The sequence below is a fragment of the Pirellulales bacterium genome, from assembly GCA_019694455.1.
Lineage (GTDB): Bacteria > Planctomycetota > Planctomycetia > Pirellulales > JAEUIK01 > JAIBBY01.
The window spans coordinates 42,221-50,355 of sequence record JAIBBY010000037.1 but is presented as its reverse complement, the minus strand read 5'-3'; the positions used below and the strand labels follow the sequence as shown (position 1 = coordinate 50,355).

The 8,135-nt window shown below is 58.4% G+C and carries 4 protein-coding genes; 3 read left to right on the top strand and 1 reads right to left on the bottom strand.

Annotated features, from left to right (window positions below; translation table 11 throughout):
* On the bottom strand, positions 1 to 641 hold a 641-nt coding region (locus K1X71_14845), incomplete at its 3' end, for a sigma-70 family RNA polymerase sigma factor (GenBank protein ID MBX7074421.1).
* 798 nt (positions 642 to 1,439) lie between these two features.
* Here K1X71_14845 and K1X71_14840 point away from each other — a divergent pair.
* The 3 genes from K1X71_14840 (at position 1,440) to K1X71_14830 (ending at position 8,126) form a co-directional block, all read left to right on the top strand.
* A complete protein-coding gene (locus K1X71_14840; GenBank protein ID MBX7074420.1) occupies positions 1,440 to 4,925 on the top strand; it encodes a PEP-CTERM sorting domain-containing protein in 3,486 nt (1,161 codons plus the stop codon).
* 397 nt (positions 4,926 to 5,322) lie between these two features.
* On the top strand, positions 5,323 to 6,204 hold the full coding sequence (locus K1X71_14835; GenBank protein MBX7074419.1) for a hypothetical protein: 882 nt from the start codon (positions 5,323 to 5,325) through the stop codon (positions 6,202 to 6,204).
* Between the two features lie 113 nt (positions 6,205 to 6,317).
* Positions 6,318 to 8,126 (top strand): redoxin family protein, encoded by a 1,809-nt coding sequence (locus K1X71_14830; protein MBX7074418.1) that lies wholly within the window; start codon positions 6,318 to 6,320, stop codon positions 8,124 to 8,126.
* Positions 8,127 to 8,135 lie beyond the last annotated feature (9 nt).

Genomic DNA, 8,135 nt, shown 5'->3' with positions numbered 1-8,135 from the left:
ACATCGTTGTTGCCCCGTTCCAGTTCCTTGGCTAGGCGTCGCAACGCGCGGACCCACAACATGCGTATGGCGTCGGGCGAACGGTTCAACCGTTGAGCGATCTCCGTAAACTTGCGATTCTGCCGGTGATGCAGCTCAATGATCAGTCGATGCCCCTCGGATAATCGCGCCAGGGCAGCTTCAATGCGCTTAACAGATTCCGGCCGATCGAGGTCCGCACCGAGGGACTCGCCCGCTTGCGCCGCAAGCTCGAACAGCATCTGCTTCGATTCAAACTCGTAGAGCGAAACTTCTTTTGCAATGTCGCGTTTTGTCCCACGTCCATACCGGCGCTGCGTCGCGCGGATTTTGTTCTTCAGTAACTTCCGCAACCAGGTGCGGAGTTCTGCTTCCACAATGATGTTCTGGGCCGCGAACTTTCGGAATGCGAGCGTAAGCGTTTCCTGCACCAAATCCGACGGGGCACACTTTGGCTGAAGCCTCTGGTCTAAACTGCGTCGGGCTATTGCCGTCAGGTAGGCCCGGTAGTAGTCGAACAGCTTCTCCAGCGCGGATTGGCGGCCGCCCCTCGCAGCCGCGAGATACCGGTCGACGGATTGGGCCGTGACCCGAGCTGGCAGAGGCGATGGTGGTCGAGACATGTTTCTCGGCGATTCTAAAGGGCCCATTCCCCCATTGTGCGGGGCGCCCAGTGCCAGAACACTACTGGAGTACTCTAACCCAATGGTCGTACAGGACATAGGGAATCGAGGCACGGCAAAATTTGGCCGCCCCCAAGTTCTTTGAAATTCTGCGTTCGGTTGCCAAGAAAAATGACCCCTAGATGATCAGAGGGCTTTTGGCACTCACTGAACCGATCTTTTGCCTTTGACTCGGAGCAGCTACTGACGCTCTGGCCTCTGTTCGTCGATGGGGGCACCAGTTCCTGGTGAAACCCTCGATCTCGTAACGTCAGATTCCTCGGTTCCTTCGCTGCTCGCCATCATCCGCTGGTTCTCAAGCCAGATTCTCGGATGGGTAAACCTGCCTTGACGGAACCGTTCGTAGGCAGGTTCCTGCAATCTGCCCGGGTTTCTGCATGTCGAGCAATGTTCGCGACGAATTGGGCCGGGACGTGGATTCTCGCAACATTTGAGGTGCTCTTCATGAGATTTTCGCGCATAGCGTCCTTGTTGGTATGGCTCGCCGGAGTGACAGGCGCAAGGTCGCGATCGCAAGCCGCCGACGTTCGTTGGTCAGGTATGATTGAGATTGCTCTGCCCGGTGCAACAGGAAGAAGTACTCGTTGGTTCGCTGAACAGCGGTGTGGTTGCAGCCAGGTACGATATGCTGCCTCCTCCTCTCCGCCCTGCGCATTCTTCTTTCCATTCGTCAGACGCATACTTCGTGCCATCACAGCGATACTTATTTGTGCGACTGTCGAGTCCCACGCATTTGCAGTGGAGCCCAATCCGCACGTCGTGGTGTCATGGGACGTTCCGGCGGGCGGGGTCTTCGATTTCGCTGCTAATTGGGACGGGCAGGTGCCGGACTACAACGATTTCGCGTTTTTTGGGGACCGTCTTGCAACGACCGTTGCCGATCAATTCGTTCTATTCCTCTCAAACAATGCTACTGAAGAGGCGACCGTTGTCAGCGGCAATTACGAATTCCGTTTTGGAAATCCTGGAATCACCTACAACGCTGGCAACATTGTTCGCATTGGTGTTCCGACATCGGTTGCTGGGCTTCCGGATACCGCCCAGCTAACGGTGGATGTGGCGCCCTTTTCTTTCCCGGGAACGGTAGTCTCAAACAATCTATTCATTGGTTGGCCAACGCTTGTTACAGAGGCGCCACGGCATGGTTCGGTGACCCTGACGGACGTAGGCACAGTTTGGGCGAGTTCCAACGTGAATGTTGGGTCGGGTGGGACGTCAGGCAATCTAACAGTCAAGGACGGCGCCACACTCATCGTCGACCAGTTCGCAATTAGCAGTGGGTTTCGAAGCACGCTTCCCGGTGAAGTTCCGTCCATCGATAGTCTCGGCGGTACTGTCGTTGTTACGGGTGACAATGCGCAAGTGGATGCCGGTGCTGTTTATGTAGGCGTTTCTGGACCTGCACTGCTGAGCGTAGAGTCCGGTGGGCAATTGACCGCGGGTCGTATCCAAGTGGGATATCGCTACGATGGATCGCTCGGTGGACCTGCGGTGGAAGGGCACGGTCGCATTGAAGTAGGCGGTGCCGCCAGCATGAACATCGCGAGGATCGACGCCGCGGAACTTGTTTTTGATCGACATGCCGGTGGGCAACTGAATTTGTCAGGCAATGGCGCTGCGGTCATCGCTGATTCTGACCAGCGCCCCGCGGCCATCGCCGGGACGCTATCGATCGGGGATGGCGGGGTCGTCCATAGTTTGCCATTTGGCACCGGTACATTTACCACGACGCCGTACGAAATCCAGGGAGATGTGGTCATCCATCCGGGCGGTACTTTGCGGGGACCGTTGGAGATTACCGGTAGCCTCGAAAACAGCGGACACGTAGCGCAAGTAGGCGGACACCTCTTCGGACACGTCTTTGGACACTTTAATCAAGGCCCTCTGGGAACAATATCGTTATTAGTCAACCCTTCGGTGCCCGCGGGAGATGGAGGCGAATCATTACTCACGCTTGCCGCTGCCCTTACGGATGGCATTGATGCGGCACCGTTGGTGATCGATGGAGACATGACACTGCAAGGAATTGTGGAACTGTCCCTTGCCAGTGGCGTCGACCTCCATGTTGGTGACGACATTCACCTGTTTCGGATTGGGGGTTCCTTTGATGCTATTCAGGCGGTGTTCAACTGGATGAACGGACCCGCCGGTCTAGAATACGAAGCGACCTTCGCCCATGGCGATTATTCTCTGCGCGTCACCGCGGTACCGGAACCCAGCACGCTGGCATTGGCTACACTTGGAGGCATTGGCATCCTGGTCGCAATGCGTCGTAGGAATCCATGGCGTAATCGCCAAGTCGGGCACGGCAGCTGCTGTATTTTGCTTTTCTTACAAGTGGTCTTGTGCAGCGTGGGAAGCTTGCATGCAGACGACGTCCGGTGGTTCGGCAACCAGGGTGGGCAAGTAGCCGTCGGTGGCGTCGGCAGCTTCCACGACGGCATCAACTGGGACGGCTTCGCTCCGCCGGATAGCGACGACCTGGCTCTGCTGGGAACGGGTTCAGCCCCCGTGCTGCCGGGCACACCCCCCAGGTACATCTTTTTCGGCGATGCCACGCTGAATTATCCCTTGGCAGGAGGCGAACATTTCGTCGCCGGTGGCGCCGCCGAAGTTGGTGGAGTGGATGTGCAGAGCGGTGATTGGACACTCAACTTCAACTCTTGGAATACGCCAAACGGTGACACGGGGTCACTCGGGGTGATTAATCATGCTTTCGTTGGCACACCAATGACAGATTTCGGCATGGCGCCGGGAACCGCTGATCTCGTTGTACGGGGCGACGGAGTGTTCACCATTGGAGCGTCGCTTGGAGTAGGTCAGGGAGGGAATGGGGCGTTTACTGTCACAGATAGTGCTGAGGTGGTTCCAGGCTGGGTTGAAGTTGGGTACGACCAGAATAGCACGGGAGCACTCACTGTCACTGGAAGTGGTGCGCTACTTCATGCCAATCTCTACTTGCGAATCGGAGATCAAGGCAACGGACAATTGACCGTGTCGAACGGGGGAGAAGTGCGTGTAAACGATCGATTGCGAGTCGCATCAGGCGGTGTGTCAAACGTCGGGCACGGCGAAGTTGTTGTGGAGAACAACGCGACGTTGCTTGTCGGCGGCCCGCTCACGATCGGTGACGTCAGCTCAGCGTCCCTGACTGCGCGGTCTGGCTCGACAATCCAGGCAGGTTGGACCGACATCGCTTCCACAGAAGCGTCGGGTGTAGCGGAGGTTCTGATCGACGGGCTGGGCACACGTATGCAATCGAGCTTCATTGCTGTTGGACATGCCGGAGAGGGTGTGCTGACCGTGGCCAACGACGCAGTCATCGAATTGAGCGAGAATCTACGCGCAGCCGCCGGAGGCATATCGGGACTTGGCCACGGTCAGATTGTGGTGCGAGATGGCGGCGAGATTTCAGCCGGCCAGAGTTTTTCGATTGGGCGGACAAGCCGCGGAGAAATGTCTGTTCTCAGTGGAGGTAACGCAATTGCTGATACCATCGAGATTGGCTACGAGAACGCCGGAAAAGGAGAGGTGATTGTGCGCGGCGGTGGCTCCACGCTGGCGGCCAATACTCAGCTTGATGTAGGTCACGCTGGTGAGGGACTTCTTGAAGTAACGAATAACGGTTCCGCCGTGGTCGGAAACCAGCTATCCATCGGGGCCTTGGGCAGAGTCGAACTTGCGACGGGCGGAAAGATCAACGTCGGAGCGGGCACATTGGCGGACGTGCCTCTCGATACCCTGCGAGTTGGCCCCGGCGGCACCCTAGGCGGCACGGGCACGATTCTCGGTGACGTGTTGGTCGACGGTGGCTCGGTCTCGCCCGGTTTTTCACCAGGCACCCTGCATATCGACGGCATTTTTCAACAGGGGGCCTTGGGCAGCCTCTTCATGGAGATCGGAGGGGCCCTTCCTGGTGAATACGACCAGCTAGACGTTAGCGGTGATTTGTTCCTCGCAGGGACGGTGCGCCTGACGTTTATTGACGGGTTTGTCCCCCGCTTCGGAGACCAGTTCGAATTGTTTCGCGTCGGCGGAGATTTCGACGCTTCCGGCGCAAGCGTCGTTTCAGACCGCCTCAGTTACGACGCAGCCTTTATGGATGGCGTCTATACGATCACGGTTGTGCCCGAGCCGGGCACATTTCTGATGGCAGCGATTGGGGCGCTGGCGTTGGCGGCAGTTGTTTGGCGCCGGTCATCTGACAGGTCTACGAGCGTATAGGTCTGGGGCGCGCTATTCGGGCAGCCAGAATAGAAATGACAGCCCTGGTTATGGCGAATTCTGTATCAGCGCCGAAAGGCGCGACACCTGAATGCGGACCGAAAAGCGACACCAGCCGAAGGTCATTGATTTATGCCGCTGTGATACGGAATCTGGTGCAGAAACGCTGGTAATCGCCGGGAGATCGCGTAAAATTCGGACAACCGAGCACGCCTGTCGGTCTTGCGTTTTTCGTCGCAACTCGACTCCGAATCGCGAGTTGTGAAGTTGCCGAAGCCCTCGTTTCCCTGCCGGATCGCCGCCTCCGGAGCCGAAGGTTAGTGGTTCGAGCCCACTCGGGGATACTGATCGAACTGCGGTAGGGCGACCAGATTCTCTGTCATCCTGTCCTCGCCCCGTGCCAGAACTGCCAGATATCGCCGTTTATCTCGAAGCGCTCGAGAAGCGCATTCTCGGCCAAAAACTGACTCGCGTGCGGGTCGGCAGCCCATTCCTGCTACGCACGTTTGAACCGCCGCTCGAAGCGGTTCGCGCCAGGCAAGTCGTCGCCCTCCGCCGTATCGGCAAGCGTATCGCCATCGGCCTCGATGGCGACCTGTGGCTAGTGCTCCACCTGATGATCGCCGGTCGCTTGCATTGGAAGATCGCCGGCGCCCGGCTCGCCGGCAAGCAGAGCCTCGCCGCGTTCGATTTTCCACTCGGCACATTGATCCTCACCGAAGCCGGCGCCAAACGTCGCGCGTCGCTGTTTCTTGTGCAAGGCCAAGGCGCCCTCGCCGAACACGATCCCGGCGGCATCGAACCGCTGGCCGCCACGCTCGCCGAGTTCGCCGCCGTGCTGCGCCGCGAGAATCACACGATCAAACGAACGCTCACCGATCCGCGCTTGATTAGCGGAATTGGCAACGCCTTCAGCGACGAAATCCTGCATCGCGCCCGCCTCTCGCCCCTTGCCTTGACGAGTCGGCTAGACGATGAACAGATTGCGCGGCTGTTTGCCGCCGTGCAGGGCTCCCTCGGCGAGTGGATTGCGCGGCTTCGACAACAAGTGGGCGTCGGTTTTCCCGATCAAGTGACCGCCTTTCGGCCCGAGATGGCGGTGCATGGCCGCTTCAACAAGCCATGTCCCGTGTGCGGCGCCCCGGTGCAGCGCATTCGTTACGCCGAGAACGAAACCAACTATTGCGCCCGCTGCCAGACCGATGGCAAGATTCTCGCCGATCGCTCGCTCTCACGGCTACTGAAAGACGATTGGCCTCGCAGCCTCGATGAGTTGTAAACCGCCTACATGAGTTCAAAAATCAGCGTTGCAATTACCCACGCGGGCTGATGCAATAGAGGGTAGTTCCTGAGCCACTTTGAGCGGCGCGAACGTAACCGGAAGACCAAGCTATGCGGATATTCAAATCGTTGGCGGTATTGACAGTTCTTGGCTCCTTGGCGGCTTCTAGCGCGATGGCGGCAGCCCAGATTGGCGATGTGGTCGCCGATCTGCATTTCAAAGACATTCGCTACCTGGAACGCACGCTTGGCGAGTTGGGCGAGCACAAAGGCTACGCGCTGGTCTTCTTGAATTCCGACTGCCCAATCGCCCAGCGATTTGCCCCGCGGCTCAAGGAGCTGGACGCCAAATTTAGCGGGCAAGGTATTCAGTTCGTCGGCGTGTATTGCTCGCCCGGCGAGACGATCATGGAAATGGCCTCGCACGCGCTCGAAAATGGCTTCAAGTTTCCAGTTGTCCGCGACGAGGATCACTCGGTTTGCCAAGAACTCGGCGTTGAGCGCGTGCCGCAGGTCGCGCTTTTGGACGCGCAGCGAAAGCTCGTCTATCGCGGTCGCATTAACGACCAGTACCGCACTGGCGGCGCGCAGCCGACCGCCAGCCGCGAAGATCTGGAAGTCGCCATCGGCGAGTTGCTCGCAGGCAAACCCATCTCCGTTGCAGAGACCCCCGTCGATGGCTGCCGTATCACGCCGCCGCGCGCCGCCACCACGACACTGCCGGTCACTTTTCATGAACAGATTGCCGGCATCATGCAGCGGCATTGCCAAGGTTGCCATCACGCCGGCACCCCGGCGCCGTTCGCCCTCATGACCTATGAAGATGTCGCCGACCATGCCGAAATGGTGGCCGAGGTCGTCGCCGATCACCGCATGCCGCCCTGGTACGCCAGCGCCAAGTATGGCCACTTCACCAACGACCCGGGCATGACCAGCGACGAACGCGATCTGGTTCTGGCCTGGGTCAAGGCCGGCACACCGGCCGGCGACCCTGCCAAGTCGCCGCAGCCATTAGTCTTCGAAGAGTCGAAATGGCGGATCGGCGAGCCCGATCTGGTCGTCACCATGAAGGACACGCACGACGTGCAGGCCGAAGGCTTCGTGCCGTATCAATACGTGTTCCTGCCGTATCTCTTCAAGGAAGACACCTACGTGCAGGCGATCGAAATATTGCCGCACAATCGCAACGTCGTGCATCACTGCAACATGGCCTATGCCAATCTGGCGGCCGGCAAGGCAGGCGCCGAGACCTTCATCACCGGTTACGTGCCGGGCGGCATGCCCATGGATCTGCGGTCAGACGATCCCACCGCGCCGCAGGTGGCCTACAAGATTCTCAAAGGCTCTGCGCTAGTGCTGCAAATTCATTACACCACCACCGGTAAGCCCGAAAAGTCACAAATCTCCGTTGGCTTTCGCTTTGCCAAAGAGCGCGTTGACAAGACCACCAAGTTCTTTGTCTTGGACCCGCGCGGCTGGTCGATCACCCCGGGCGACGGCATGTTCGAGATTGCGGAATCTCGCGAGATCAAAGACGACGCGACGCTGCTGGGGCTCTTCTCGCACATGCACGTGCGCGGTCGCGATATGACCTTCAAGGCGCACTATCCCGACGGCAAGACCGAAACGCTGTTGCAAATTCCCAACTACAATTTTGAGTGGCAATTGGGATATGTCTGCCACGATAAAATTCCGGCAGGCACCAAGATCGAGGCGATCGCTCACTTCGACAACTCAAAGTTCAATCCGTATAACCCTGATCCTGCCCGCGCCGTGCCGTATGGAGACCAGACCTACGACGAGATGTTCAATGGCTTCGTGTTCTGGATCAACGACAACGAGAATCTGAATCTCAAGATCGATCCCAAAACCGGCACGGCCTTGAAAGAACAAGTAACCAAGAAGGTCGCTCAAGACTGATTCGTGGCG

What these genes read in the sequence shown, in the direction of transcription:
- K1X71_14830 (MBX7074418.1), top strand. Translation starts at nt 6,318, where the DNA reads ATGCGGATATTCAAATCGTTGGCGGTATTGACAGTTCTTGGCTCCTTG.